Raw genomic sequence first — 1,557 nt, forward strand, 5'->3', positions numbered from 1 at the left:
TATGAATGATTGCGGCAACCTGCCCGATCTCGAGCTCCCCCTCTTCCATGTCTCCCTCGAACATGCCGCGTTTGGCCCGTGCCCTGCCCAATAAGGCCTTTAGCTCTTCTGGACCGGCTCCCTGACGGTAAGCTTCCTGCACATCATCGTAAAATTTATTCTTTAACAGGCGAACCGGAGCGAGTTCTTTCAGGGTCAACTGGGTGTCCCCTTCTTTGGCTTCTACCACTTTTTGCTTGAACAGTTCGTGGGATGAGGCTTCATGACTGGCTACAAACCGTGATCCTACCTGTACCCCATCTGCTCCAAGGACCATGGCCGCCAACATTGCTGAACCCGTGCCTATACCCCCGGCAGCAATAAGGGGTAAGGATATCTGTTCGCGAACGGCGGGCAGTAAAGCTAGTGTTGTGGTTTCATTCCTGCCGTTGTGCCCCCCAGCTTCAAACCCCTCGGCAACGATCGCATCCACCCCAGCTTCTTCGGCTTTTTTGGCAAATTTGACACTGCTGACCACATGCACCACCGTAATGCCCCTTTCCCTGAGATACGAGGTCCAGGTCCGGGGGTTTCCGGCAGATGTAAATACAATTTTTACACCCATCTCGATAATAATGCCCATCAAGGAATCAATATCAGGATAGAGCATAGGTACGTTAACCCCAAAAGGTTTATCAGTCGCCTGCTGGCATTTCTGTATATGCTCCCGCAGGACTTCCGGATACATACTCCCTGCACCTAAAAGTCCCAGTCCCCCGGCATTGGAAACCGCTGAAGCCAGTCGCCAACCGCTGGCCCAGATCATGCCTGCCTGAATGATGGGATATTCGATCCCAAAGAGTTTTGTAATCCTGTTTTCCATGCAATCACATTAATATTTCAGGAAATCACGCCGGACCCGATGAGTTCCTCTCCCTCATACCAGGCGACAAATTGCCCCTGGGTAATGGCCGACTGCTTTTCAGCAAAATCAACGTACAGGCCCTCTTCGGTTTTAAACAGCAGCGCCTGCTGGAGTTCCTGCCGGTAGCGGATACGTGCCATGACCGTCCGGGTCTCCCCGGGAAGGAGCGCCAGGTCTGGCCTTACCCAATGCACTTCCGGCTCCTGTACAAATAACGTTCTTCTGTACAATCCGGGATGGGATTTTCCCTGTCCCGTGTAAATAATGTTTTCCTCCACATCCGTCTCGATTACGAACAGCGGTTCCGGAGTACCTCCTACATCCAGCCCCTTACGCTGACCAATGGTAAAATAATGGGCACCCTGGTGTTCGCCCACCACCTTTCCATCCTCCAATGTATACTCCGGTTTATCAGAAAAAAAGGAAAGCTCGGCCTCCTGATCGTCAAAGACAGGTACAGGGACCTGGTAAAGTGCAGCATCTGCCGGTACTTCCACGATCACCCCCTTTTTGGGTTTAAGCTTTTGTTGCAGGAATTCAGGCAACCTTACCTTTCCAATAAAACAAAGTCCTTGAGAATCCCTTTTATCCGCCGTGACCAATTGCTGCTCAGCAGCGATATGGCGTACTTCGGGTTTGGTAAGCTCCCCTAT

At 51.6% G+C, this 1,557-nt stretch carries 2 protein-coding genes; both read right to left on the minus strand.

Going from position 1 to position 1,557, the window contains the following annotated elements; translation table 11 throughout:
• On the minus strand, nucleotides 1-862 hold an 862-nt coding region (locus tag AC4E7D_RS08225), incomplete at its 3' end, for an NAD(P)H-dependent flavin oxidoreductase (protein WP_490173325.1).
• Between the two features lie 17 nt (nucleotides 863-879).
• A partial coding sequence (locus AC4E7D_RS08230) for a tRNA methyl transferase PRC-barrel domain-containing protein (protein ID WP_490173326.1) occupies nucleotides 880-1,557 on the minus strand: 678 nt, incomplete at its 5' end.

Source organism: Lentiprolixibacter sp., from assembly GCF_982873095.1.